19 protein-coding genes and 1 other RNA gene are annotated in these 26,010 nt (G+C 70.0%); 11 read left to right on the plus strand and 9 right to left on the minus strand.

Annotated features, from left to right (window positions below):
- The first annotated feature begins 457 nt into the window (after positions 1 to 457).
- Positions 458 to 5,338, plus strand: a complete 4,881-nt coding sequence (locus tag AB0G15_RS11220; protein ID WP_362837601.1) for an NAD-glutamate dehydrogenase — start codon at positions 458 to 460, stop codon at positions 5,336 to 5,338.
- Positions 5,339 to 5,493: 155 nt separating this feature from the next.
- Here the strand turns inward: AB0G15_RS11220 and AB0G15_RS11225 are convergent, their stop codons facing one another.
- Positions 5,494 to 6,564 (minus strand): hypothetical protein, encoded by a 1,071-nt coding sequence (locus AB0G15_RS11225; RefSeq protein ID WP_362837603.1) that lies wholly within the window; start codon positions 6,562 to 6,564, stop codon positions 5,494 to 5,496.
- Positions 6,565 to 6,667: 103 nt separating this feature from the next.
- Between AB0G15_RS11225 and prfB the strand changes: the two genes are divergently transcribed.
- Positions 6,668 to 7,786 (plus strand): peptide chain release factor 2, encoded by a 1,119-nt coding sequence (gene prfB, locus AB0G15_RS11230; RefSeq protein WP_362837605.1) that lies wholly within the window; start codon positions 6,668 to 6,670, stop codon positions 7,784 to 7,786.
- A 265-nt stretch (positions 7,787 to 8,051) separates the two neighbouring features.
- Here the strand turns inward: prfB and AB0G15_RS11235 are convergent, their stop codons facing one another.
- Positions 8,052 to 8,243 (minus strand): hypothetical protein, encoded by a 192-nt coding sequence (locus tag AB0G15_RS11235; protein WP_362837607.1) that lies wholly within the window; start codon positions 8,241 to 8,243, stop codon positions 8,052 to 8,054.
- 236 nt (positions 8,244 to 8,479) lie between these two features.
- Between AB0G15_RS11235 and ftsE the strand changes: the two genes are divergently transcribed.
- The 5 genes from ftsE to ssrA all read left to right on the plus strand — a co-directional run bounded on the left by ftsE (position 8,480) and on the right by ssrA (position 13,303).
- The gene (ftsE, locus tag AB0G15_RS11240) at positions 8,480 to 9,169 is read left to right on the plus strand and encodes a cell division ATP-binding protein FtsE (RefSeq protein WP_012888192.1); all 690 of its coding nucleotides are present in this window, start codon (positions 8,480 to 8,482) and stop codon (positions 9,167 to 9,169) included.
- A gap of 31 nt (positions 9,170 to 9,200) precedes the next feature.
- Complete coding sequence (gene ftsX, locus AB0G15_RS11245; protein WP_362679361.1) at positions 9,201 to 10,109, plus strand: permease-like cell division protein FtsX; 909 nt, start codon at positions 9,201 to 9,203, stop codon at positions 10,107 to 10,109.
- Positions 10,110 to 10,230: 121 nt separating this feature from the next.
- Positions 10,231 to 10,698: an SsrA-binding protein SmpB gene (gene smpB / locus AB0G15_RS11250; protein ID WP_362679364.1), complete on the plus strand. Its 468-nt coding sequence runs from the start codon at positions 10,231 to 10,233 to the stop codon at positions 10,696 to 10,698.
- Between the two features lie 2 nt (positions 10,699 to 10,700).
- Positions 10,701 to 12,599: a penicillin-binding transpeptidase domain-containing protein gene (locus tag AB0G15_RS11255; RefSeq protein ID WP_362837609.1), complete on the plus strand. Its 1,899-nt coding sequence runs from the start codon at positions 10,701 to 10,703 to the stop codon at positions 12,597 to 12,599.
- 319 nt (positions 12,600 to 12,918) lie between these two features.
- Positions 12,919 to 13,303, plus strand: a transfer-messenger RNA (tmRNA) gene (gene ssrA / locus AB0G15_RS11260).
- A 180-nt stretch (positions 13,304 to 13,483) separates the two neighbouring features.
- Here the strand turns inward: ssrA and AB0G15_RS11265 are convergent.
- Positions 13,484 to 13,858, minus strand: a complete 375-nt coding sequence (locus tag AB0G15_RS11265) for a Fic family protein (RefSeq protein ID WP_362837611.1) — start codon at positions 13,856 to 13,858, stop codon at positions 13,484 to 13,486.
- The gene (locus AB0G15_RS11270; RefSeq protein ID WP_362837613.1) at positions 13,855 to 14,055 is read right to left on the minus strand and encodes a TraY domain-containing protein; all 201 of its coding nucleotides are present in this window, start codon (positions 14,053 to 14,055) and stop codon (positions 13,855 to 13,857) included. The genes AB0G15_RS11265 and AB0G15_RS11270 overlap by 4 nt, the downstream gene beginning before the upstream one ends.
- A 141-nt stretch (positions 14,056 to 14,196) precedes the next feature.
- On the opposite strand from AB0G15_RS11270, the gene AB0G15_RS11275 reads away from it, so the two are divergent.
- Entirely contained in the window at positions 14,197 to 14,604 is a 408-nt protein-coding gene (locus AB0G15_RS11275) for a helix-turn-helix transcriptional regulator (protein ID WP_362837615.1), read from the plus strand.
- Positions 14,605 to 14,612: 8 nt separating this feature from the next.
- Here the strand turns inward: AB0G15_RS11275 and AB0G15_RS11280 are convergent, their stop codons facing one another.
- The 3 genes from AB0G15_RS11280 to AB0G15_RS11290 form a co-directional block, all read right to left on the minus strand.
- Positions 14,613 to 14,864 carry a hypothetical protein gene (locus tag AB0G15_RS11280; RefSeq protein WP_362837617.1) on the minus strand — a complete coding sequence of 84 codons (252 nt, stop codon included), beginning with the start codon at positions 14,862 to 14,864 and terminating at the stop codon, positions 14,613 to 14,615.
- Positions 14,865 to 15,256: 392 nt separating this feature from the next.
- A complete protein-coding gene (glpK, locus tag AB0G15_RS11285) occupies positions 15,257 to 16,774 on the minus strand; it encodes a glycerol kinase GlpK (RefSeq protein ID WP_362679370.1) in 1,518 nt (505 codons plus the stop codon).
- A gap of 97 nt (positions 16,775 to 16,871) precedes the next feature.
- Positions 16,872 to 17,702, minus strand: a complete 831-nt coding sequence (locus AB0G15_RS11290; protein ID WP_362837619.1) for an MIP/aquaporin family protein — start codon at positions 17,700 to 17,702, stop codon at positions 16,872 to 16,874.
- 346 nt (positions 17,703 to 18,048) lie between these two features.
- Between AB0G15_RS11290 and AB0G15_RS11295 the strand changes: the two genes are divergently transcribed.
- On the plus strand, positions 18,049 to 19,119 hold the full coding sequence (locus AB0G15_RS11295) for a polysaccharide deacetylase family protein (RefSeq protein ID WP_362837621.1): 1,071 nt from the start codon (positions 18,049 to 18,051) through the stop codon (positions 19,117 to 19,119).
- A gap of 268 nt (positions 19,120 to 19,387) precedes the next feature.
- Here AB0G15_RS11295 and AB0G15_RS11300 read toward each other — a convergent pair whose 3' ends face one another.
- Both AB0G15_RS11300 and AB0G15_RS11305 read right to left on the minus strand, forming a co-directional pair.
- Complete coding sequence (locus AB0G15_RS11300) at positions 19,388 to 20,509, minus strand: trypsin-like peptidase domain-containing protein (RefSeq protein WP_362837623.1); 1,122 nt, start codon at positions 20,507 to 20,509, stop codon at positions 19,388 to 19,390.
- A gap of 19 nt (positions 20,510 to 20,528) precedes the next feature.
- Positions 20,529 to 22,049: an AMP-binding protein gene (locus AB0G15_RS11305; protein WP_362837625.1), complete on the minus strand. Its 1,521-nt coding sequence runs from the start codon at positions 22,047 to 22,049 to the stop codon at positions 20,529 to 20,531.
- 134 nt (positions 22,050 to 22,183) lie between these two features.
- On the opposite strand from AB0G15_RS11305, the gene AB0G15_RS11310 reads away from it, so the two are divergent.
- Complete coding sequence (locus tag AB0G15_RS11310) at positions 22,184 to 23,428, plus strand: hypothetical protein (protein ID WP_362837627.1); 1,245 nt, start codon at positions 22,184 to 22,186, stop codon at positions 23,426 to 23,428.
- Positions 23,429 to 23,620: 192 nt separating this feature from the next.
- Entirely contained in the window at positions 23,621 to 25,867 is a 2,247-nt protein-coding gene (locus AB0G15_RS11315) for an acyl-CoA dehydrogenase (protein ID WP_362837629.1), read from the plus strand.
- Positions 25,868 to 26,010: the final 143 nt, after the last annotated feature.

Raw genomic sequence — 26,010 nt, forward strand, 5'->3', positions numbered from 1 at the left:
GGGCCATGCCCGATGGGCGGAGTGCGGGCCGACCGGCCCCGCCCGCCGGGCGAGGCGCCCGGAGCGAGGTCGGACTCGCCCGGCGGCGCCGTAGCCGTTCCAAGGCGACCCTGTGGGATGATTGCCCTACCGCCACCTCGCAGGGAGAACCCGCCGTCTCCGACCAGGAGCCCTTCCGTTCCCCGCCGGCAGCGGCGAGAGACCGCGGCTCCCATGACGAGCCGTGGCGCCTGGCCGAGATCCCGATCATCCGTGACGAGACGACCGCCCCGCGGCGGGCGTCCCGGGCCCGGATATCCCGGGAGCGGAGCCGGTGGCCGGGCGGGGGCACCGCATCCCGGCGGGTGTGCGCGACATCACTTCCGCTCCGCTGGGCAACATTTCTCCGGAAATCATGACTTTCGCCATGGATTCCCGTTCACCTATGCACAACCCCTCACAAAGGAGTGAGAGCGACATGCCGCTCGACGAGGCCAAGGACGAGCTGCTGAGGAGTGCCGCGGAGACGTGCGCGCACACACCGGGCGGCGATCACGTGAGCGTGGAGGAGGCGCTCGCCTTCCTGCGGCTCTACTACCGGCATGTCGCCCCGGAGGACCTGCTCGGCCGCGACCTGACGGACGTGTACGGCCCGGCGATGGCCCAGCGCCGGCTCGCCGAGAGGCGTCCTCAGGGCCGCGCCCTGGTGCGGGCCTACACTCCCACCGCGGAGGAGCACGGCTGGGATTCCGGGTTCTCCGTCGTGGAGATCGTCACCGACGACATGCCCTTCCTCGTCGACTCGGTGACGATGGAGCTCGACCGGCACGACATCGGCACCCACCTGGTCGTCCACCCGCAGATGCGGGTGCGCAGGGACATGACGGGCAAGCTGCTCGGGGCCGGCGAGGAGGACGTCACCGGGCAGGTGCTGGCCGAGTCCTGGATGCACTTCGAGATCGACAGGCAGGCCGACCCGGCCGTGCTCAAGGCGATCGAGACCGACCTGCAGCGCGTCCTGGAGGACGTGCGCGGCGCCGTCGAGGACTTCGTCAAGATGCGGGCCCTCGCCCTGCGGACCGCCGAGGACGTCTCGGCCAACCCGCCGCCCCTCGATCCCGCCGGGGTGGAGGACAGCCTGGAGCTGCTGCGCTGGCTGGCCGACGGGCACTTCACCTTCCTCGGCTACCGCGAGTACCGCCTGGAGGAGGGCGAGGAGGGCGACAGGCTGCACCCGATGCCCGGGACCGGGCTGGGCATCCTCCGCAACGACAGCGCCGACTCCGGCAGCTTCGCCGCGCTCCCCCCGGAGCTGCGCGCCAAGGCCCGCGAGAAGCAGCAGATGCTGATCATCACCAAGGCCAACACCCGGGCCACCGTCCACCGCCCCGCCTACCTCGACTACGTGGGCGTCAAGCTCTTCGACGCCTCGGGCGAGGTCGTGGGCGAGCGGCGTTTCCTCGGCCTCTTCACCCACGTCGCCTACAGCGAGTCGATCTCTCGCGTCCCGGTGCTCAGGCGGAAGCTGGCCGAGGTGATGGCGCTCGCCGGGCTGACCGCCGACAGCCACGACGGCGGGGACCTCATCGAGATCCTGGAGACCTTCCCCCGCGACGAGCTCTTCCAGACCTCCGTGGACCAGCTGCTGCCGATCGCCCTCGGCGTGCTCAGGCTCCGCGAGCGCAAGCAGGTGAAGCTCTTCCTGCGCCCGGACGACTACGGCCGCTACGTCTCGTGCCTGGTCTACCTCCCGCGCGACCGCTACACCACCAAGATCCGAATCCAGATGCAGGAGATCCTGCTCAAGGCGCTCGGCGGCACCTCCTTCGACTACAGCGCGATGATCGGCGAGTCGGCCCTCGCCAGGCTGCACGTGGTGGTGCGCGGCGAGCGCGGCAGGCCGCTGCGCGCCGACGCGGTGAACGTCGAGGAGCTGGAGGCGAGGCTGGCCGCCGCCACCAGGTCCTGGGAGGACGACCTGGCCTCCGCGATCACCGAGCTGAGCCCCGAGGAAGAGGCGCCCAAGCTCATCCGCCGCTACGCCACGGCGTTCCCCGAGGGCTACAAGGCCGACTTCCCCGCCCGGATGGCGGTCGCCGACCTGCGCCGCCTGGAGGTGCTGGCCTCCTCCTCCGACGAGATCGGGATGAACCTCTACGAGCCGCACGACGCCTCGGAGGGCGAGCGCCGCTTCAAGCTCTACCGCCTCGGCGCGCCCGTCTCCCTGTCGCGCGTGCTTCCGCTGCTCCAGCGGATGGGCGTGGAGGTGGTCGACGAGCGGCCGTACGAGATCGACCGCGACAACGACCCGGCGACCAAGGACGCCTGGATCTACGACTTCGGCCTGCGCTACACGCCCTCGCCCGAGGTCGACAGGGACGAGTTCAAACGGCTCTTCCAGGACGCGTTCGGCGCCCTGTGGGCCGGGCGGGTGGAGAGCGACGGGTTCAACGGGCTCGTCCTGGCCGCCGGGCTGACCTGGGAGCAGGCCGAGATCCTGCGCGTCTACGCCAAGTATCTGCGCCAGGCGGGCACCACGTTCAGCCAGGAGTACATCGAGCGGGTGCTGATGGGCAACGTGCGGCTCGCCCGGCTGCTGGTGCGCCTGTTCGAGGCCAGGCTCAACCCCCGGCGCCCGGCAGAGGTCCGCTCCGACCTGTCCGACGCGCTGCACGAGGAGATCCTCGCCGCCCTGGACGACGTGGCCTCGCTGGACGAGGACCGGATCCTGCGGGCCTACCTGGAGATGATCCGCGCCACCCTGCGGACCAACTACTTCCAGCGGGTCGACGGCGAGCGCAAGCCGTACGTCAGCCTGAAGCTCGACTCGCCGTCGATCAGCGTACTGCCGCTGCCCCGGCCCAAGTTCGAGGTGTTCGTCTACTCGCCCCGGGTCGAGGGCGTGCACCTGCGCTTCGGCAAGGTCGCGCGGGGCGGGCTGCGCTGGTCGGACCGGATGGAGGACTTCCGTACGGAGGTGCTCGGCCTGGTGAAGGCCCAGATGGTGAAAAACACCGTCATCGTTCCCACCGGCTCCAAGGGCGGCTTTGTCGTAAAAAATCCGCCAAAGTCAGGGTCGCGGGAGGACACCCTGGTCGAGGGCATCGCCTGCTACCGGATGTTCATCTCCGGCCTGCTCGACCTCACCGACAACCTCGTCGACGGCGAGGTGGTCCCGCCCGCCGACGTCGTCAGGCACGACGGTGACGACACCTACCTGGTGGTCGCCGCCGACAAGGGCACCGCCACGTTCTCCGACATCGCCAACGCGGTGGCCAAGGAGTACGGCTTCTGGCTGGGCGACGCCTTCGCCTCCGGCGGCTCGATCGGCTACGACCACAAGGCCATGGGCATCACCGCCAGGGGCGCCTGGGAGTCGGTCAAGTACCACTTCCGCACGACCGGCGTCGACATCCAGAGCACCGACTTCACCGTGGTCGGAGTCGGCGACATGTCCGGTGACGTGTTCGGTAACGGCATGCTGCTCTCCCAGCACATCCGGCTGGTCGCGGCGTTCGACCACCGGCACATCTTCGTCGACCCCCAGCCGGACGTCGCCAGGAGCTACGCCGAGCGCGCCAGGCTGTTCGCGCTGCCCCGCAGCTCCTGGGAGGACTACGACGCCTCGCTCATCTCGAAGGGGGGCGGCGTCTGGCCCCGTACGGCCAAGTCGGTCCCCGTCTCCGCGCAGATGCGCGCCGCGCTCGGCATCGACGGCGACGTGACGTCGCTGGCCCCCGGCGACCTGATCAGCGCCATCCTGCGGGCCCCGGTCGACCTGCTGTGGAACGGCGGCATCGGCACCTACGTCAGGGCGTCGAGCGAGTCCAACGCCGACGTCGGCGACAAGGCCAACGACGGCCTGCGGGTCACCGCCGCCGAACTGCGCTGCAAGGTGATCGGCGAGGGCGGCAACCTGGGCTTCACCCAGCTCGCCCGGATAGAGTTCGCGCTCAACGGCGGCCTGGTCAACACCGACTTCATCGACAACTCCGCCGGGGTGGACACCTCCGACCACGAGGTCAACATCAAGATCCTGCTGGACCGGGCCGTCCGCGACGGGAGGCTCACCGACAAGCAGCGCAACCAGCTCTTCCTCGACATGACCGACGAGGTGGCCGGGCTGGTCCTGCGCGACAACTACGACCAGAACGTGGTGCTGGCCGCCGCCCGCGAGCAGGCTCCCGAGATGCTGCACATCCACTCGCGCCAGCTGCGCAGGCTGGAGCGGGCCGGGCTGCTCAACCGGCAGCTGGAGTTCCTGCCGTCGGACAAGATGCTCGCCGAGCGCCGCCAGGCACGGCTCGGGCTGACCGCGCCGGAGTTCTCGGTGCTGCTCGCCTACACCAAGCTGGTGGCCGACGCCGAGATCCTCGCCTCCGACCTGCCCGACGACCCCTACCTGGAGTCCTGGCTGGTGTCCTACTTCCCGTCGGCGCTGCGCGACCCCGGGCTCCGCGCCTACATGGACACCCACCCGCTCCGCAAGGAGATCATCACCACCGGCGTGGTGAACGACCTGGTCAACTCCAGCGGGACCACCTTCATGTTCCGCCTCGGCGAGGAGAGCGGAGCGTCCACCCCCGACATCGCCCGCGCCTACCTGGTCACGCGGGAGGTCTTCGACATGCCCAGCCTCTGGCGCCAGATCGAGGAGCTGGACAACAAGGTCGACACCTCCACCCAGATCGCGATGGAGCTGGAGGCCCGCAAGCTCGTCGAGCGGGGCACCCGCTGGCTGCTGGGCAACCGGCGCCCGCCGCTCGACCTGGCCTCCACCGTCGGCTTCTTCGCCAAGGGCATGAACGGCCTGCTGCCGCACCTGCCCAAGCTGCTGACCGGGTCCGACCTGTCCGCGTTCGAGGAGCGGCGCGACGGTTTCGTCTCCCGGGGCGTCCCGTCCGAGCTGGCCGAGCGGGTCGCCGCCATGGTGCCCGCCTACTCCACGTTCGACCTGGTCGAGGTGGCCTGGCGCACCGGCCGTCCCGTGCACGACGTCGCCGAGGTCTACTTCGACCTCGCCGACCGGCTCCAGCTCTCCAGGCTGCGCGAGCGCGTCGTCGCGCTGCCCAGGGACAGCCGCTGGAACTCCATGGCGCGGGCCGCGCTTCGCGACGACCTCTACGCCGCGCACGCCGCGCTCACCCACAACGTCCTGACGCACAGCACGCCCGGGCTGTCCCCCGAGGAGCGCCTGGCGCGCTGGACCGAGGCCAACTCGGCGGCGGTCTCGCGGGCGCGGCAGACCCTGTCGGAGATCTGGGAGAGCGACAACTTCGACCTCGCGACGCTGTCGGTGGCACTGCGCGCGATCCGCACGCTGGTGGCCACCATCAACCTCCCGCACGCCGACGCCTGACCCGCCCGGCACGCGGCCGGGCCCCTCACCGGGCCCGGCCGCGCGCCACGTCCCCGGCGCGGCGGGTCCGGCCGCGAAAGGGGCGGTGCGGCGGTTCCGGTCGCGGGAAAGGCAGCGCGGCGGGGAAGGACGGCCGGGCGGGTCCGGCGTGCGGGTTACGCCACGGTCACCTTGGTGAGGCCGCCGAGATAGCCGATGACCTTGGCCGGCCGGCCGCTGCTCTTGGCCGGGACCGTGCTCACGTACAGCTGCGTCTCCACCGTGCGCAGCTCCTTGGGGATGAACCGCTCCTTCGTCAGCCTCCGGGCCTCGGGCGGTATCTGGATGTCCGACCCGCACGGCGTGATCTTGATCGTCCGCGTCGTCGTCCTGATCAGGGAGTAGAGGACGAGCGCGCCGCCGTCGGCGGTGCGCAGCGCGTGCACGGGGTATTCGCTCGCGGCGAAGATCGAGTCGTAGCTCAGGCAGTCGTCCGTCTTCCCGTCCGTCCGCCGTCTCGTGATCTCGTCGGCGAAGCCGGTGGTGTGCGGGCCCGCCTCGATCAGTCCCGCCGCGAACCCCCGCTCGCCCTCCTCGGCCGAGGTCGCGTGCAGCGGGGCCATCAGCCGCGGGCTGATGGCCAGCGTCGCGTCCTCCTCGCCCAGCGCCGTCGCGTACCCCTCCGCGTCCGTGACGACCACCGGGGGCCGGACGCCCTCGTCGAGCAGCGAGGTCGAGCTGACCTGCCAGTCCTCCATGTCGTCCCGCATCAGGGTCAGCACGGCGGTGCGGACCCGGCCCGAGGGCTCCTCGCGGTCCACGATCGCGGCGAACCAGAGCGGGCCCCGCTGGTTGCGCGGGACCAGCAGCCGGGGCGTGCCCCACGTGTAGTGGGGGAGGGCCTCGGCGGAGCCGTTGAAGGCCGCCGAGGTGAGGGCTCTCTGCCCGTCGCGGGTCTGCTCCTGCATGAGCCTGCGGTCGGCGTCCAGGTGCGGCACCGCCGCTCCCAGCACCCCGTCGGCGCCCACGACGCCCGCCAGCGCCTTCGCCGCCTCGGCGAGCGTGACCGGGGGCGGCGAGGGGACGGACGCGGCGGAGGTGGCCGGCGTGACACCGTCGCCGGTCGAGGGGCTCCGTTCCGGCGGGGCTTCGCCGGGACCGGAGCACGCCGCGGTCGCGGCGGTCACGGTGATCAACGCCAGCGCGAGTGCGAGCGCACCCCGTCGCCCGTGTTCGCGCACGTCCACCTCCCGATGCTCCCCGATGCTCCCCCGATGCGGGCCATGCTAGCCATGGTGGGGGAGCGCGCCGTACACGATGGGGTTCGGAGGTCGCGTACCCTTTACAGACGTGGCACTCATCGATCCGGCAGAACAGATCAACGAGCTTACCGGGACGCTGAACAGCATCCAGGACGTGCTCGACCTCGGCGCGATGCGCAAGCAGATCGAGGAGCTGGAGGATCAGGCCGCCGCGCCCGATCTGTGGAACGACCAGGATCGCGCCCAGAAGGTCACCAGCAGGCTCTCCTACCTCCAGGGCGAGGTCAACAGGATCGAGTCGCTGGGGCAGCGGCTGGACGACCTCTCCGTCCTGTACGAGCTGGCGGCCGACGAGGAGGACGACGACACGCGGGAGGAGGCCGACCGCGAGCTGGAGTCCCTGAAGAGCGACATCGGCGCCCTGGAGGTCCGCACCCTCCTGTCCGGCGAGTACGACGCCCGCGAGGCGGTCGTCACGATCCAGTCCCAGGCGGGTGGCGTGGACGCCGCCGACTGGGCCCAGATGCTCCAGCGGATGTACCTGCGGTGGGCCGAGCGCAAGGGCTACCCGACCGACGTCTACGAGACCTCCTACGCGGAGGAGGCCGGGATCAAGTCGACGACCTTCACGGTCAAGGCCCCCTACGCCTACGGCACGCTCCGCGGCGAGCACGGCACCCACCGCCTGGTCCGCATCAGCCCGTTCGACAACCAGGGGCGCCGCCAGACCTCCTTCGCGGGCGTCGACGTGGTGCCGGTCGTGGAGACGACCGACCACATCGACATCAACGAGGACGACCTGCGCGTCGACGTCTACCGCTCCTCGGGCCCCGGCGGCCAGGGCGTCAACACGACCGACTCCGCGGTCCGCCTGACCCACCTGCCCACCGGCATCGTGGTCTCCTGCCAGAACGAGCGCTCGCAGCTGCAGAACAAGGCGACCGCGATGGCGGTCCTGCAGGCCAAGCTGCTGGAGCGCAAGCGTCAGGAGGAGAAGGCGGCGCTGAACGAGATCCGGGGCGAGTCGACCACGTCGTGGGGCACCCAGATCCGCAACTACGTGCTCCACCCGTACCAGATCGTCAAGGACCTGCGGACGGGCGCCGAGGAGGGCAATCCGAGCGGGGTGCTCGACGGCGACCTGGACAGCTTCATCGAGGCCGAGATCCGCTGGACCCGCCGCCAGGAGTCGGGCGCCGACGAGTGAGGCGTCCGCCCTCGCCTCCGGGGGACCTCTCGCCTCCGGGAGACGGGTAGGGCGTTCTCTCCCGTCCCCGGAAGCCGGGAGCCGAACGCGTGAGGCCGGGGCCGGCGAGGAGCGAGGAGACCGTCTTCTCCCGATCCTCCCGCCGCCTTCGTCCCGTCCCCGGGTCCCTGTTCCCCCGGCCCGTCGAGGAGCCTGCTCACGGGCGCCCCTGAGCGCCCGTGAAGCGATCTCCGCCAGCGGGCCCGGGATCCCTCCAAGAGGGCGGTCAGGCGCCGCTGAGGTGCTTCAGGGCCAGGGTGAGAAAGAAGAGCGCGAGGAGCACCAGCGACAGGAGCGCGGGGGTCATGCCTCCGAAGCCGTTGTTGTGCATCCGGTCGCGGTACGCGCGGCAGCGGGGGCAGCGGCCTTCGGCCACAGGGTGAGCGCACCCCGCGCAGACCAGGTCTTCACAGCTCATGACGTCCTCCCTCTTCGAGGTCAGAACTACTTTATGCGGTCGTTACCGGGCGCCGAATCGTTTTGTTTCCGTTATGGGCTTTCCATGCCAGTCTTCCCCCTAGACTGGGCTCCGGCCAACCGGAACGTCGATCGAGAGTAAAAGACCGGCGCCCCCCGGCCGGCGAGAGGCGGAAGTGGCCCTCTGCCACTCCTGCGACCGTCCTAACCCCTAGACTGGCATGCCGTGATGCGCCCGTGATCCATTTTGATAATGTCACCAAGGTCTACGCGAACCAGAACCGGCCCGCGCTGGACCACGTCAGCGTCGACGTCGACAAGGGCGAGTTCGTGTTCCTCGTCGGCCCCTCGGGGTCCGGGAAGTCGACCTTTCTCCGGCTGGTCCTGAAGGAGGAACGCCCCAACTCGGGTGCGATCCACGTGGCCGGCAAGGACCTCGCCCGACTGTCCAACTTCAAGATCCCGCACCTGCGCCGCCGGATCGGATGTGTCTTCCAGGACTTCCGGCTGCTCCCGAACAAGAACGTGTACGAAAACGTCGCGTTCGCTCTGGAGGTCATCGGCAAGCCCCGGCGTTTCATCCGTAAGGTGGTCCCGGAGGTCGTCGAGCTGGTCGGCCTCGAGGGCAAGGCACACCGGATGCCCGACGAGTTGTCCGGTGGCGAGCAGCAGCGGGTCGCGATGGCCCGGGCGTTCGTCAACCGGCCGATGATCCTGCTGGCCGACGAGCCGACCGGAAACATCGACCCCGCGACGAGCATCGGCATCATGAAGGTGCTCGACCGGATCAACCGGACCGGCACCACGGTCGTCATGGCCACGCACGACGCGGCCATCGTCGACTCCATGCGCAAGCGGGTGGTGGAACTGGAGGACGGAAAGATCGTCCGTGACCAGTCGCGAGGCGTGTACGGCCAGGCGTACTGACACCAGGACCGGATAGAGCGACAGGAAGAGCATGCGGGCAAACTTCATCTTCTCCGAGGTCTGGATCGGCCTCCGCCGCAACCTCACGATGACCATCGCGGTCATCGTGACCGTGGCGATCGGCATGGCGTTGCTGGGCGTCGGTCTGATGATCAACTCCCAGATCAACAGCATGAAGGACTTCTGGGCGGACAAGGTCGAGGTCTCGGTCTTCCTGTGCAAGAAGAACGATCCCTTCCCGCAGTGCAAGGGCAGCGGCGGCGTGAACGCCCAGGAGCAGGCCGAGCTGAAGTCGACCATCGAGGGCATGTCCCAGGTCGAGACGGTCACCGTGGAGAACGCGACCGAGGCCTACAAGAACTTCCGGGACCAGAACGCCAACAACACCGTGCTGCTCTCGGCCATCCAGGTCGAGGACATGCCCGAGTCGCTGCGGGTCAAGCTCAAGGACCCCGAGGCGTACGGGCCGGTGATCGAGGCGGTCAAGGGCGCCCCGGGGGTCTCCAACGTGGTCAACCAGAAGGAGCTCCTGGAGAAGTTCTTCGGGCTGCTGGAGAAGCTCCGCTGGGCGGCCCTGGTGGTGGCGATCATCCTGGTCTTCGCGGCCACGCTGCTGATCGGCAACACGGTCCGGCTCTCGGCGTACAACCGCAGGCGGGAGACCGGCATCATGCGGCTGGTGGGTGCCTCCAACCTCTACATCCAGCTCCCGTTCGTGATGGAGGGCGTCATCGCCGGCCTGATCGGCGGTGTGCTGGCCGCGATGCTGTTGATCGTCAGCAAGGTCTTCCTCTTCGACGGGGTGCAGCTCTACCTCTCTCCCAACAGCCAGCTGTCCTGGGAGACGGTCGCCTCGGTGATCAGTGTCACCATGGTCTTCGGCGTGCTCATCTGTGTGCTGGCCTCCTTCGTCACCCTTCGCCGCTACCTGCGTGTGTGACGATCCCGTGGCCCCGTCGGCTGTGACAGTCCCGCGAGCGCGGCGCGTCCGCGCGCCGATCCAGGTCCCGCCCGCGCTCGCGGGCGCGGCCCGTGGCTCCGGTCACCGGTAGGCTCCAGGCATGCCACGTGAGACCGGGCGTAAGGTAATCGCCCAGAACAAGCGTGCCTGGCACGACTACCACATCGAGGACACCTACGAGGCTGGTCTCGTGCTCCAGGGCACGGAGGTCAAGTCGCTGCGGCTCGGCCGTGCCTCCCTCCTCGACGGGTACGCCGTCATCAAGGACGGCGAGGCCTGGCTGATCAACGTCCACATCCCCGAATACACCATGGGGACCTGGACCAACCACGCCGCGCGCCGCACCCGCAAGCTCCTGCTGCACCGCAAGGAGATCGACAAGCTGGTCTCCAAGACCAAGGAGGGCGGCCTGACCCTGGTGCCGCTCGCCATCTACTTCAAGGACGGCAAGGCCAAGATAGAGATCGGCCTCGCCAAGGGAAAGAAAGACTGGGACAAGCGGCAGACGCTGGCCGAGAACCAGGCCAAGCGGGAGATGGCGCGCGCGCTCAGGCACAGGAACAGGTGATCGTGAGGGGCAGGGCCCGGCGAACCGCCGCCGCCGCGCTCGCGCTGGTGGCGACGGCTCCCATGCTGTCCGCGTGCTTCGAGGAGCCCTCGGCCCACGAGGCGGTGCGCGACTTCCTGATCGGCTGGCAGACGGGCGACTACGCCGCCGCGGCCAGGCGCACGGACGGCGACCAGAAGGTGGTCAGCCGGGCGCTGGAGGACGCCAAGCTCCAGCTCGACGCGGCCTCGTTCCGCTTCAACGTCAAGAGCATGCGGCGCGCGGCGGACGAGGTCGAGGCCGACTTCGACGCCGAGGTCGACCTGGGGGAGAACAATCCCCTGTGGGAGTACGAGGGCAAGCTGCCGCTCCACCTGGTCGACGGCCAGTGGCGGGTGCGCTGGTCGCCCAGCGTCCTGCACCCCCAGCTGCGCGAGGGTGAGCGGTTCGCGGTGAAGGTCACCCCCGAGGGCCGCCAGCCGATCCTCGACCGCAACGGTGACCCGCTGCAGGAGAAGGCCGTCCTGCACGTGGCGAGCGTGGTGCCGTCCAACCTGAAGCAGGGCGAGGCGGACGAGCTCTGCGAGAAGCTCTCCAAGATGACCGGCTTCCCGCAGGACCGCCTGCTGAGCCGGATCCGCTCCGCGCCGCCCAACCTCCAGGTGCCGCTGGTCACCTTCAGCCGTACGAAGTTCCGGCAGCTGCAGGGGCAGCTGGAGGCGATCCCCGGCATCACCCTGTCCGCGCAGGAGCAGGCGGTGGCCCCCGCCTCGCCCACCCAGATCGTCGGCACCGTCACCGCCGTCACCGCGGAGAGCGAGCAGCAGCTCGGCGGCCCGCAGCGGGCCGGCGACACGGTCGGCAGGGCCGGCCTGCAGAAGGCCTACCAGGAACATCTGACCGGCTCGACCGACACCCGTGTGATCACCGTCGACCTCAAGACGCTCAAGGTGACCGAGCTCAAGAAGTGGCGGCCCGACCGCGCCACCTCGCCGGTCCGGACCACGCTCGACCGCTCCCACCAGAAGGCGGCCGACAGTGCGCTGCTGGGCGGGACTCCCGGCATGCTGGTCGCGGTCCAGGCCTCGACCGGCGACATCCTGGCGGTGTCGAGCACCGAGCAGTACAACAGCCAGGACAGGCCCGCCCTCGCCGGGAGGTTCCCCGCCGGGACCACGTTCTCGATCATGACCGTCGAGGGCATGCTCAGGGCGAAGATCGACCCCAAGCAGAAGGTGGCCTGCCCGGCCGACAGGTCCGTCGGGGGGGCGGCGTTCCACCAGGAGGGCGGGCCCGCGGGGGGCTCTCCGAGCCTGCAGGCCAGTTTCGCCACCGGCTGCGTGACCGCGCTCGCCTCGCTGGCCCGCAGGATCAACGGCTCGGAGCTGACGGCCGACGCCGCGAAGTTCGGCATCGGGGTGCCCTGGAGCCTCCCGCTGAAGTCGTTCAGCGGTTCGGTGAACTCCAGGAAGCCACTGAAGAACGACGCGGCCACGGCCAAGGCCATCACCGGGCAGAACGTCCGGGTCAGCCCGCTGTCCATGGCGCTGGTCGCGGGGGCCGTCGCCTCCGGCACCTGGCGCCCGCCGGTCCTGGTCACCGAGCCCAAGACGGCCGACCCCACGACCGACACCAAGCCGACGAAGGTCCCCGACCCGGTCAAGCTGGACGACAAGACGGTCGAGACCCTCCGCGCCTTCATGCGCAGCGGGGTGACCGGGGGCTCCGCGCGGACCGCCGCGGCCCCCGGTGACCCCGTTCACGGCATCACCGCCTCCGTCATGCAGAACCGCAAGCCGCTCTCCTGGTTCGTCGGGTGGCAGGGGGACGTGGCCGTCGCCGTGCTGACGCAGAGCCCGGACGCCGCGGCGGGGGCGACCGTCGCCGGGCGCTTCTTCCAGGGGCTGCACGCCGGGCTGTGACGCTGCGGAATATTCTTTTCACCCTGAGCAACCATGGAGTGTCTTGTTTGCGTCCTTCTAAGTGACCGGGCTCCGCTTGGGGGGTTGCGGACCCGGTCGCTGTGATGAGATCAGGGCTTCATCTCGGGGGAGGCCCTGCCGTCAGGACCGGCTCGACCCTGCCGGTCAACCCCGGGGACGCTCGCGATTCGCGGGTGTCCCCGGGGTTTCGGCGTTCGGGGTTCCGGCGCGCCCGGTGGGAATTCGATTCGCGCCGGCCGTGTTGTAAGGGGTATCTTCGGATAGCTCGGCCCCTCGGGGTCGCGTTGAAAACTCAACAGGGGGTGACTGGTTTCGACTTTGGCTTTTCAAGTCAGGTGAAGCGGGTCGAGGACTGCGGACATAACCTCGTTAACACTGTGACCGCGACCAACAAGTGCCAATAAGACGCACTCCGAAGTCAGCCAGGGCAACCTGGCACTCGCCGCCTAAGCAGCGAGTGACTTCTGCCGGCCCGGGAGCGCCTCCGGCCCGGATCCGGCATCGCTAGGAGGCTCAACCGATCGACCCGGCCACGGGGAAGATCGGGAAATCTTACAGTGGCTGAGCCCGTCGGCAACTTGCCTGCGTGATTGCCGGGGCTGAGAAAAGCACAGCAGGCTCCACCCGGAGAAGCCCTGTCTTGGAGTTGAAGGACGCGGGTTCGATTCCCGCCACCTCCACCCCCGTTCCGCATCGAACCGTGCGGAACAGATCGCCGAAGGGCGGTCGGGCCGGCGCCACCGCCGCCCCGACCGCCCTTGGTCTTTGTCGCGAAGGTCTTCGTACGGTGGTCTTGCCGGCCCTTCAACGGCTTCGACGCGTGTTCCCCAGCGGACACGGATCGGGTTCCAACCCGTCGCGAACTACGGCTCCAGCTCGTGGAGCCGCTTGGCGATCTCGTTCACGTCGTCCAGCTCTCCCGTGGTGACGGCGATCACGGGGGCCTCGGCCGCGTCCGCGTCGGTGCCGCTCAGCGTCTCGCCGTTCAGCTCCAGGAAGACCACGGCGGAGGTCCAGCCGAGCCGCTTGTTCCCGTCGACCAGGGGATGGCCGATGATCAGGCTCTGCATCAGCGCCGCCGCCTTGGTCCACAGGTCGGGGTAGGCGTCATCTCCGAACACGCTGGTCTGCGGTCTGAGCACCGCCGCGTGCAACTGGCCGCCGTCTCGCAGGCCGACCGAAGGCAGGATCTCCTCGGCGATGGCCAGGACGTCGGCCTTCGTGAGGTAGACGGTCACCTGGAGAGCCTGTCCAAGAGTTCGGCGTCACGCTTGGCGACCTTGCGGGCGATGGCTCGCACCGCGCTGGTCTGCCTGCGCGCCAGGTGCTCCTCGATGGCGATCAGGATCTCGGCGTTGAGGCTGTTGTCGCTCTCGTCGGCGACGGCGCGCAGCCGCCGGTGGGTCTCGTCGGGAAGGCGAAGGCGAAGGTCCATGATGGGATGGTATCCAACAGTGGTATCAAAAAATGGTGTCATTTTCCGGGGCCTCGTTCTCGGGGAACTCGCCCTCCGGTCGTCCGCGACAGAGTCGTGAGCGTAGCATTTATGTTACGCTCGCGATGGAGGTGGACTCTGATGCCCGGTCTGTTCTGGGAGGATTTGCAGCGAGATCTGGAAGACCCCGGATTCCTGCGCGAGTACGTCGCGGAGTCCGTCAGGATCGCGGCGACCGATGCGATCATCAACGCTCTTGATGAGGCGCGAATGTCGGCCGGTTTGTCGAAGGCCGAGCTGGCGCGGGCGATCGGCACCGAGCCCGCGACCGTGCGGAGACTGTTCTCCTCCGGCAACACCAATCCGACCTTGGGTACGCTCTCTGCCGTGGCGGCGGTGTTAGGGCTGCGCATAACGGTGGAACCGTTGTCCGCGGTCGATCGGGAGACGGTCACCGAACCTCTCCGCTCGGGACGTACGACAGAGGAGGGCGCCCGCAAGATCGCCGGAATGCGGGACGGCCGCCGGCAAAGGTCCATCCCCGCGTAGGGAGGCGTTCAGGCGATCGAGCGTGGGTTGCGGGACAGGTATTCTTCGCCAAGGTCCCGCACCGCGTCATAGTCGTTCGGAGAGAGCGTCGTGCGGTACGGCTTGTCGAGCCCGGTGAGCACCACGAGAAATGGCTTGTCGGCCTCTTTGGCCTCGTAGTCCAGCAGGCAGTACAGGCGATAGTGATGGCGCCCCTTGCCGCCCCCGGGTTTGGGACCGTCCAGGCGGACCTCGAAGTGACCCGCCATGTCGCCATGCATCGCCTCCCAGTAACCGCCTCCAGAAAAGCGGGATGGTGGTGCTGTCGCAACGGCGACCAGGACCGCGGCGAATTTGGCGCGAACACTCGTGGGGCAGGCGGTGAGGAACTTTCTGCCCGGTATCGTCTCGGCCGGATCGTCGTCAGGATGCCGTCGGAAGAAGGCGATCTCATGCGGGTCCTCGCGACGGGGCCGAAGGCGTGGGGCGAGTGCGTCACGTTGAGTGACTTTATCGTCGCAACACGGTTCGTAGTCGAGACTCCGTTCATTTACGAACGGTCACCAACCCTCGACAGGTTCCATCGGTGACCGGTGACCGGTGACCGGTGCGCCCCGCGACCCCGGGGATCCGTAGGTCGTACGGGGCGCGCCCGCCGGCGGTGATACGGGCCTCAGGACACGTCGACCCAGTCGAGGGTGCGTTCGACCGCCTTCTTCCAGCCGGCGTAGCCGGTGGCCCGCTGCTCGTCCGACCACTGGGGCTCCCAGCGGCGGCCCTCCTGCCAGTTCTGCTTGAGCTCGTCGGTCGACTTCCAGAAGCCGACCGCCAGCCCCGCCGCGTACGCGGCCCCCAGGGCGGTGGTCTCGGCCACGACGGGCCGGGAGACGGGCACGCCGAGCACGTCGGCCTGGATCTGCATGCACAGGTCGTTCGCGGTGACGCCGCCGTCGACGCGCAGCACGTCGAGGGCGACGCCGGAGTCCTGCCGCATCGCCTCGACCACGTCGCGGCTCTGGTAGCAGATGGACTCCAGGGTGGCCCGCGCGAGGTGGGCGTTGTTGTTGAAGCGCGACAGGCCGACGATGGCGCCCCGGGCGTCGGACCGCCAGTACGGGGCGAAGAGGCCGGAGAAGGCGGGGACGAAGTAGACGCCGCCGTTGTCCTCGACCTGCCGGGCGAGCGCCTCGCTCTGCGCGGCTCCCGAGATGATGCCGAGCTGGTCGCGCAGCCACTGCACGGCGGAGCCGGTCACCGCGATGGAGCCCTCCAGCGCGTACACCGGCGGCTCCTCGCCGAAGCGGTAGCAGACGGTGGTGAGCAGGCCGTTCTGGGACCGTACGAGCTCGGTGCCGGTGTTGAGCAGCAGGAAGTTGCCGGTGCCGTAGGTGTTCTTGGCCTCGCCGACGCCGAAGCAGACCTGCCCGACGGTGGCGGCCTGCTGGTCGCCGAGGTCGCCGGAGAGCGGGACCTCCCCCTTCAGCGGGCCGGTCGCCCGGGTGGTGCCGTACAGGCCGGGGTGGGAGGAGGGGGCGATGGACGGCAGCATCTGACGGGGGATGCCGAAGAACGACAGCAGCTCGTCGTCCCAGTCGAGGGTCTCCAGGTCCATCAGCATCGTGCGGCTGGCGTTGGTCGGATCGGTGACGTGCACGCCGCCGTCGGTGCCGCCGGTCAGGTTCCACAGCAGCCACGTGTCGGTGTTGCCGAAGATCGCGTCTCCCGCCTCGGCCGCCTCGCGCACGCCGTCGACGTTCTCCAGGATCCACTGGATCTTGCCGCCGGAGAAGTACGTCGCCGGGGGCAGGCCCGCCTTGCGGCGGATGACGTCGCCCCTGCCGTCGCGGTCCAGGGCGGAGGCGATCCGGTCGGTGCGGGTGTCCTGCCAGACGATCGCGTTGTGGTACGGGCGCCCGGTCTTCCGGTTCCAGACCACCGCGGTCTCGCGCTGGTTGGTGACGCCGAGCGCGGCCAGGTCGGAGGCGGCCAGGCCCGCCCTGTTCATCGCGGTCTCGATCACCGCCCTCGTGCGCTCCCAGATCTCCGTGGGGTTGTGCTCCACCCATCCGGCCCGGGGCAGGATCTGCTCGTGTTCGAGCTGGTGGCGGCCTATCTCGTTACCGCCGTGATCGAAGATCATGAATCGGGTGCTCGTCGTTCCCTGGTCGATCGCTCCGACGAAGTCAGGCATGGATGGTGCCTCCTCTGTGAGACTCTCCGGGAGATCTGCCGCTCTCCCCGTAACGGTTCCCGGCCCCGCCTGGACGAGGGCCGTCACCCGCCCTCGTTCAGGCGGGGGTGGCCCCCTCGTCGGACGGCACCCGCCCCACCTCGGGCTCGGTGTCCTCGGGGGGAAGGAACCTGGCGATCAGGACCTGGTACAGGAACGCCCCGATCAGGGCCCCGATGACGGGTGCCACGATCGGCACCCAGAAGTAGAGCTGGCCGTACTGATCCTGCCAGGCGGTCTCGTATCCGGTGAGGTACGAGGCGAGTCGCGGACCGAAGTCGCGGGCGGGGTTGATGGCGTACCCGGCGTTGGTGCCCCAGGCCATCCCGATGGCCACCACGATCAGGCCGACCACGAAGGGGGCCAGGTTGGCCATGGGCGCCGAGTTGCGCGCGTCGGAGACGGCGAGGATGAGCAGGAGCAGGATCGCGGTGCCGATCACCTGGTCGCGGAAGGCGCCCCAGGTGCCGATGGGCAGGCTCCCGTTGCCGGGCAGGGTCGAGAAGACGCCCTGGGTCTTGATCGTGAGCCCGGGGTCGGCCTTCTGCAGCACCTCGCTGTAGTTGAAGCGCACGATGAGCGCCGCCACGAACGCGCCCGCGGTCTGTGCCAGGGAGTACGGCAGGACCTTGCGCCAGGAGAACCCCTTGAAGGCGGCGAGCGCGATGGTGACGGCGGGGTTGAGGTGGGCCCCGCTGGTGCGGGCGGCGACGTAGACGCCCAGGGTCACTCCGAGTCCCCACGCCCAGGCGATGCTGTCGTGGTCGCCGATCTCGGCCGCCACGACCTGGGCCACCACCGCCACCCCGAACAGAATCAGGATCATGGTGCCCGCGAACTCGGCCGCCAGCTCGCCGACAAGCCCCCGATTCTTCAGGCGTTCCGCCATCTTTCCCCCTCACGACGCCGCTCGGATGCCCGGACGGTAAGCGGGAATTTCAGGGCAGTCAACGGTAACGTGACGAAATTATTGAATTTTGGTCAACAATCTAAGGTGTCGGTAACGAGACCGAAATGTGGTATGACGTCCGCACTTGCGGTGTCTCCGCTGAGTGAGAGCCCCGTCACCGTCCGGCGTCTCCGGGTGTGGAGGGCCCACGTCCCGGCTGAGCCGCGCGGTGCCGCGCGGTGCCGCCGAGAGCCGCTCCGGCGGGAACCTTTGCCGGGCGTGGAGGTCGATCCGCAGGTCAGAGGGGGATGAGAAGCGTATCGTCAGTGCGCTTTGGAGGAATTCGATGGGCCGTCTCAGAGTGGGCAGGGCCGGTGTGGTCGTCGTCGCGACAGGAGCCGTGCTGGCCGGATGTGGATCGACGGGTTCGGACGAGGGCGACGTACAGAAGGCCAAGGTGGCGGCCTCGGCGAAGGCGTCGGCCGCCGCCGCCTCGCAGGCCAACCTCCTCAAGGCCAAGACGCAGGCCGCCGCCAAGGTCAAGGCCAACGAGCTCGGGCAGGTGCCCGTCCTCATGTACCACCGGGTGGTCGACAAGCCCTCCACCCAGGACGACCGCACCCCCAAGCAGTTCCGCACCGAGCTGGAGCGGCTGGCCAAGGAGGACTACGTCGCGGTCACCGCGGCCGAGTTCGTCACCGGGCGCATGGACATCCCGGCGGGCAAGCATCCCGTCGTCCTCACCTTCGACGACTCCTCGCCCTCGCAGTTCGAGCTGGACGGGATGGGGCTGCCCAAGCCGAACACCGCCGTAGCGATCCTCCAGGACGTCGCCAAGACCTACCCGGGCTTCCGCGGCGTTGGAACGTTCTACGTCACGCGCGACATGTTCGGCAAGGCGACGCCCGAGGAGGGGGCGCAGATGCTCCTCTGGCTCACCGACAAGGGCTTCGACATCGGCAACCACACCCGCGACCACCTCAGCCTGGGCGGCAAGCCGAAGAAGGCGGTCAACGCGGAGGTGGCGGCGGGCCACCGGCTCATCACCGGCCTGATCAAGGTGCCGCCGGTCACGCTGGCCCTGCCGTACGGCATCCAGCCCGACGGCAAGGCGTGGGGCCGCAAGGGCTCCTCGGGAGACGTCTCCTACGACTACGGCGGCGTGTTCCTCGCCGGTTACACCCCGGCGCTGTCCCCGTTCAACAAGAAGTTCGACCCGCTCGGCATCCCGCGCATCCGCTCGATGGACAAGAAGGGCGACTGCGCCAAGTTCTGCTCCGTGGCCTGGCTCGACTGGCTGAAGACGAACGCCGACGAGCGCTACACCTCCGACGGCGACGTGAAGACGGTCGCCTTCCCCAAGTTCAAGGCGCCCTTCGTGGCCAAGCCCTTCGCCGACCGCGTCCTGCCCTACTGACCCGTCACCTGCCCTACTGACCCGGGAGGCCCGGCCGCCCGATCCCGCCGGCCGGGCGGTCCCGGCCGGCGGTCACGGGGCTTTGCGGCCCCGGCCGGCCCGGCCGGCCTCGATCCGGGGCCCCGAGGTCCCGTCGTCGAGGTCCCGCCATCCCGGAGCCGTCCTGGAGCGCCGCCGTTCTTGAGCCCCGCCGCCCCGGGGTCCCGTCGCCACGGTGGCCACGGTGGCCACGGTGGCCCCCGGCGTGGTCCCCGGGGGGACGCCGGCGTCAGCCGCCGGAGAGCTCCTCGAGGGGAACGACCACGGTGGTCGTCGAGCCGTCGGGGCGCAGGACCTCGACCTTCGCGTCCTGGCCGGGCCTGAGCTGGGCGAGGACCGCCGCCAGCTCCTGAGTCGACGGGGTGGGCATGCCGTCGACCGAGACGATCAGGTCCCCGGACTTGAGCCCCGCCCGCTCCGCGCCGCTGTTGCGCTGCACCCGTACGACGCTGACGCCCGCGGGCTGCCCGTTCATGTCGATCACGGTCCGTACGACGACGCCGAGCGCGGCCCTGCGGGTGTTGGTGACCCTGCCGTCCTTGATGATCTGCGTGGCGACGTCCTTGACGGTGTTGGCCGGGATCGCGAAGCCGATGCCCGGGGCCTGGGCGTTGCCGAGTTCGGGGTTGACGGCGGTCAGGGTCGGCACGCCGACGACCTCGCCCCTGAGGTTGACCAGGGCGCCTCCGCTGTTGCCCGGGTTGATGGGCGCGGAGGTCTGGATGGCGCCGCTGATCGTCGCGCCCGGCGAGCCCTCACCCCCGGGCTCGCTGACCGTGCGGCCCAGCGCCGAGATGATCCCCTCGGTGACGCTGCCCGACAGGCCCAGTGGGTTTCCCATGGCCATCACGATCTCGCCGACCCTCAGCTTGGAGGAGTCGCCGAAGACGGCGGGTTTCAGCCCGGCGGGGTCGTCCACCTTGATCACTGCCAGGTCGCCCAGTTCGAACGAGTCGACCAGCCTCGCGGTGCGCGGGGTGCCGCCGTTGGCGAGCGTGACCTTGAAAGTCCTGGCGCTCCCGACCACGTGGGCGTTGGTGATGACGTGCCCTGCGGTGTCGTACACGATCCCCGAGCCGAGGCCGTCCCCCGTGGTGATCTGCACGATGGACGGCAGCACCCTGGCGATGGTCCGCTCGTACGCGGCCTCCAGGGCGTCCGGGACGGGGCCGGGGGTGGTGGGGGAGCCCCTCGGGGAGGCTTCGGCGGAGGTGCTCGCCGACGCGCCGGGTGTGGGGGCGCCCGGCGAGCCGGCCGTCCCGGGTGTTTGCATTTGCAGGCCCTGACCGCAGCCCGCGAGCGTCATGACGGCGGCCGCCAGTAGCGCGGCGCCTGTCGTTGATCCCCCCATGCAAGGGTATTTGCCCAGCTCAGGAAGGAAGATACGTATTGCGCAGGTTGCTCCGGCTGAGCTTGCCCGTGGGAGTACGCGGCAGCGGGTCGCGGTACTCGATCACCCGGGGGTGCTTGAGGCGGGCCAGCCGGGAGTCGCAGTGGGCCAGCAGCTCGCCGGTGAGCTCCGCGCCGGGGGTGACGCCCGCCGCGGGCTGGACCAGCGCGACGACGCGCTGGCCCCACTCCGGGTCGGGGACGCCGATCACCGCCACGTCCGCGACCGAGGGGTGTTCCTGGAGCACGGCCTCGATCTCGGCCGGGTAGATGTTGACCCCGCCGGAGATGATCAGGTCTGTGCGCCGGTCACAGAGGAACAGGTAGCCGTCCTCGTCCAGGTAGCCGATGTCGCCGGGGGTGTAGAGGGGGCCGCGCATCGTGGAGGCGGTCTTGGACGGGTCGCGGTGGTACTCGAAGCGGTTGATTCCGCCGATGTAGACCATGCCGGGCTCGCCGGGCGGGAGCTCCGCGCCGTCGTCACCGATGATCGTGAACGTGATGCCGTCGATCGCCCGGCCGACGGTGCCCGGCCGCTCCAGCCACTCCGCCGAGGAGACCATCGTGGCCACGGCGGCCTCGGTCGAGCCGTAGTACTCCCACAGCACGGGGCCGAGCCATTCGATCATCGCCTGCTTGGTGGCGGGCGGGCAGGGGGCGGCACCGTGATACAGATGCGTCAATGATGATAAATCGTACTTTGTCCTGATAGAGGCGGGCAGGGCCAGCAGCCGGTGGAACATGGTCGGCACCATGAACGCGTTGGTCACCCGGTGCCGCTCGACCAGCTCCAGCGTCTCCCCGGCGTCGAACCGCTCGGTCACCACGAGGGTGTGCCCGAACTGCAGGGCCATCATCGCCTGCCCGTACGGCGCCGAGTGGTAGAGCTGCGAAAGGAGCAGGTGCACCCCGTCGGGCGGCAGCCCGAAGTGCCGCCAGCCCTTGCGCATCAGGATCGGGTAGAGGTCCTCGGGGCTCAGCTCGATCAGCCGCCGCCGCACGCCCTTGGGCCTGCCGGTGGTTCCCGAGGTGTAGAGCATCATCGACCCGGCCCTGCGCCCCTCGGGCGGTGTGGCCGGCCGCCCCTCGGCGAGGGCGCCGGTCTCCACGAACCCGCCCGGCACCGCGTGCCCGTACCGCTCGGAGCTCACCACCACCCGCGCCGCGCAGTCGGTGACGATGTAACCGACCTCGTCGGCCGTGTAGTGCCAGTTGACCGGGACGTGATAGGCGCCGATCTGGTACGTCGCCAGCATCATCGTGATCGCGTCGACCCCGTTGGGCAGGACCGTCACGACGGTGTCGCCGGGCCGGGTCCCGCGCGCCAGGAGGCCGTGCGAGACCTGGTTGACCCGCTCGTGCAGCTCGCCGTAGGTCGTGCTCGCCGTCGCGGTCGCGTCCCCGGTCGCGTCCGCGGCGGTGGTCGTGGTCGCGTCCGCGACGACGGCGACGCGTCCGGGATCGGCCGCCGCGATCTCGTAGAAGCCCCTCGTAGCCCTCATGGCGCGACCATACAGAACGACATTCTGTTCATGGAAGGGGAAAGACGGTTACCTGGGCTGATGCACACCTCGTGGCCGAAGCGTAATAAAGGACGATGCGTCGAATCTTTCCGAGGTGACATAACCTGGCGCGTATGGCGGACGTCGGCGGCAACTCCTCCGGGCGCTCTCACGAGAGATTCATCCCCTCATATGACGCGCCCACGGCTCCCATACCCGCCATTCCCGCCGAGGACGGTTCGATCATCAGCCCCCGGGTGCCCCGGAGGTTCCCCATCGGCGACGGCGAGGAGACCGCTCTGGTCTCCAGGCCCCCTGGATCGTTCCCTCGCCCCGTGGCCGCGCCCGGCGACCGGCGGGACGAGCCGGAGGCGGACGCCGGTCAGGCGCACGAATCGGGTGCGCTCGGGACGATCCCGGTCAGGCAGGTAGGCGGATCCGCGGGCCCCTGGCGGCCCGACAGGAAAGGGATGCCCGGCCGGCCGGGCACGGGCGCCTCGGCGGGCGCCGGCGACGGACGCGGTGACGTGGCGGCGGGGTGGCCAGGCGCGGCGCAGCGGCCCGAGGTGTTCGCGGAGCCCGGTCTCCAGAGCCGGCCCGGCGGCGCGCAGGGCGGCCCGGAGGCGAGGAGCGGGGCGAAGAGGTCCGGCGGCCTGCTGACGCGGATCGGCGACATCCCGATCCGGGTCGCCTACAGCCTGGGCGCCGCCGTCCTCACCGGTGTCATCGTGGTCCTGATCTTCGTGCTGTTCTCCGGGGACGAGCCCGGCGATCCGGCCGGGGTCGGCCGGGCCGTGCTGCCCACCGCGAAGCCCTCACCGACCGTCTCGCCGATCACACTGCCCGCCCTGCCGGGCGCGACCGCCCTGCGGGTTCTGCCGGGCAGGCCGAGCGTGGTGCTGGGCGCGGTGACCGACACCAGGTCCGCGCTGACCTACGCCAGCCTGGGCGCGCCGTGGGAGACCAAGGCCGTGCCGTCGTTCTCCGTCGGCCAGCAGGTCGGCACGGCCCGGTTGCCGCGTACGGTCATCGCCTCGGGGCCGCTTCCCGGCGCCACCCCGGCCAAGGCCCTCAAGACCGACGCCGACTACCGCAGGGCGGCGCTGAACGCGGTGCGCTGGACGATCCGCAACCACCACCCCGCGGGGGGAAAGGTCGCCTGGACCGCCTCGCAGCGGCCCGCCGGAGGCAAGGGGTGGATGCTCGGCTACCGGGTCACCTACCAGGTCAAGGGCGTGAGGCACACCTCGCAGGCGGCGCTCGCGGTGGTCGACGTCGGCCGCCGCAAGCCCTCCGTGCTCTTCGTGACGGTGCCCGACACGCGCAAGCGGCTCTGGGCCGACATCGCCCCTCTGATGGCGAGCGTCCGCGCCCTCTGACGTTCTCCTACGCCCGCCCGCCCGGCTCGCCGTGGCCGGGATTCTCGGCGATCGGGTTCTCCCCGGCCGTCCACGGAGCCGGCCGGGGCGGGGCGGCGGGGGGTGGCGTACCCGGTGATGAGGGCTCGCGCGTTGTGATGGAAGCACCTTCTAGAATATGGTTCTGGCATTGAATCCTGTCTGGAGGCTGTCATGGCGATCGGGTTGAGCGAGGAGCACGAGGCGCTCCGGGAGTCGGTGACCAGGTGGGCGGAGCGCAACGTCCCGTCCGAGGTCGTGCGCGCCGCCGTCGCGGCCGAGGGTGCGGAGCGCCCCGGTTTCTGGGCGGCGCTGGCCGACCAGGGGCTGCTCGGCCTGCACGTCCCCGAGGAGCACGGCGGCAGCGGCTACGGCCTGCTGGAGACCGCCGTCGCCGTCGAGGCCCTCGGAGAGCGCGTCGCTCCCGGCCCTTACGTTCCCACGGTGCTCGCCAGCGCCGTGATCCTCGCCTCCGACGGCAAGGCCCACGCCGAGCTCCTGCCCGGCCTCGCGGACGGCACGCTGACCGGTGCGGTCGCGCTGGGCGCCTCGATCACCGGCAGCCGGGGCGAGGACGGCGCCCTGACGATCGGCGGCACCGCCGACCTGGTCCTGGGCGGCGCGTCGGCCGACATCCTGGTGCTCCCGGTGAGCACCGACCGCGGTGAGGAGTGGGTCGCGGTGGACGCCTCCGCGGCGACCGTCACCCCGGTCAAGGCGCTCGACCTCACCCGGGGGGTGGCCAGGGTCGAGCTGGACGCGGTCACCGTACCGGCGGGACGGGTCCTCGACGGGCTGCAGGGGCCCGGGGTCCTCAACCTGGCCGCGATCCTGCTCGGCGCGGAGGCCGCGGGCCTCGCGTCGTGGTGCGTGACCGCGGCCGCCGGATACGCCAAGGTCCGCGTGCAGTTCGGCCGCCCGATCGGGCAGTTCCAGGGCGTCAAGCACAAGGCCTCCCGGATGCTCGTCGCCCTGGAGCAGGCCCGCGCGACCGTGTGGGACGCCGCCCGCGCGACGGACGGCACGGGCACCGATGCCGAGGTCGCCGAGGTCGCCGAGGTCTCTGCCGACGAGGTCGCCTACGCCGCCGCGATCGCCGGGGTGGTCGCCCCCGACGCGGCCGTGCTCTGCGCCAAGGACGCCATCCAGATCTTCGGCGGCATCGGCTACACCTACGAGCACGACGCCCACCTGTACTACCGCCGCGCGCTCACCCTGCGGGCCCTGCTCGGTTCCTCGGGGGAGTGGGCCGAGTCGGTCGCCGAGCTCGCCCTGAACGGCGTGAGCCGGGAGCTGGAGATCGAGCTGCCGGAGGAGGCCGCCGAGCTGCGCGAGGGCATCCGCGCCGAGATCGCCGGGTTCGCCGCGCTGGAGGGCAAGGAGCAGAAGCGGGCGCTGGCGGGCGCCGGATACGTCATGCCGCACCTGGCCAGGCCCTGGGGCCGCGACGCCAAGCCGCTGGAGCAGGTCCTCATCTTCCAGGAGCTCAAGGCCGCGAAGGTCAAGCTGCCCCAGATGATCATCGGTGCCTGGGTGGTGCCGTCGATCGCCACGTACGGCACCCCCGAGCAGCAGGAGCGCTTCCTGCCGCCCACGCTGAGCGGCGAGATGATCTGGTGCCAGCTCTTCTCCGAGCCCGGCGCGGGCTCCGACCTGGCGAACGTGCAGATGAAGGCCGAGAAGGTCGAGGGTGGCTGGCGGCTCAACGGCCAGAAGATCTGGACCTCCGTGGCGCACTTCGCCGAGTGGGGCATCTGCATCGCCCGCAACTCCTCCGAGGGCTCCAAGCACGAGGGCATCACCTACTTCCTGGTCGACATGAAGGGCCCCGGCGTCACGGTCAGGCCGCTCACCGAGATGACCGGGGAGAACCTGTTCAACGAGGTCTTCCTCGACGACGTGTTCGTCCCGGACGACCTGGTCGTCGGCGAGGTGGGCCAGGGCTGGAAGGTCGCCAGGAACACGCTGTCCAACGAGCGGGTCTCGCTCTCGTCGGGTTCCGGCGGCACCGGCTCGTCCGTCCCCGACCTGCTCGGCCTGGCCGGGCGCCTGGGCCGCGAGCTCACCCCCGCCGAGCGTCAGGAGCTGGCGCGCGTCGTCTGCGAGGGCCACTCGATCGCCGCGCTCGGGCTGCGGGTGACCCTGAAGCAGCTGACCGGCCTGGAGCCCGGCGCCGACGCCTCGGTCCGCAAGCTGCTGTCGACCTCGCACGCCCAGCACGTCTCGGAGTGCGCGGTCTCGCTGCTCGGTTCCTCGGCCGTCATCGCCGCCGACATGAAGCTCGGCGACGCGGGCTACTGGAACCGCGCGGTGCTCTCCACCCGGGCCATGACGATCTACGGCGGCACCACCGAGGTGCAGCTCAACATCATCGCCGAGCGCATGCTCGGACTGCCCCGCGACCCCGAGCCGGGCAAGTGAGCCGCCTTTCACCGTAGGGGCCCGCTCTCCCCGCGCCGTCGTGAGGCGTGTTCCCGCCCGCCCGTGTTCCCGCCCGCCCGTGATCCCGCCCGCCCGTGATCCCACGGGCGGGCGCCCCCGGCCAGAGCCCGCTACGTCTGGTA

This window comes from Streptosporangium sp. NPDC023825 (assembly GCF_040639575.1).
GTDB lineage: Bacteria > Actinomycetota > Actinomycetes > Streptosporangiales > Streptosporangiaceae > Streptosporangium.